Below are 226 nucleotides of genomic sequence, written 5' to 3'. Positions count from 1 at the left end.
ATAGACTTGATCCTTTAGCTTTCTACCAAGCGTATTGGGAGGCACTTAGAAATGATAAAGTAACAGCAGGAAAAACCCCTGACGTTGCTGCCGCAGAAGCTACCGCGGAGTTGATTCCTTTCCTTAAGTACAACGCAACAAACGTTGCCGGAAACCAAATTATTGGAACCGATGGCGCTATCAACCCTAACGCTAGTGTTAGATACTCTTCTGACGATTTAGATTG

General features: G+C 44.2%; 1 protein-coding gene. It reads left to right on the top strand.

Annotated elements, in window-relative coordinates:
• A partial coding sequence (locus AWW67_RS19070; RefSeq protein ID WP_176700043.1) for a hypothetical protein occupies positions 1-226 on the top strand: 226 nt, incomplete at both ends.

This window comes from Roseivirga seohaensis, assembly GCF_001592945.1.
GTDB lineage: Bacteria > Bacteroidota > Bacteroidia > Cytophagales > Cyclobacteriaceae > Roseivirga > Roseivirga seohaensis.
This window is presented reverse-complemented; position numbering and strand designations above follow the sequence as displayed.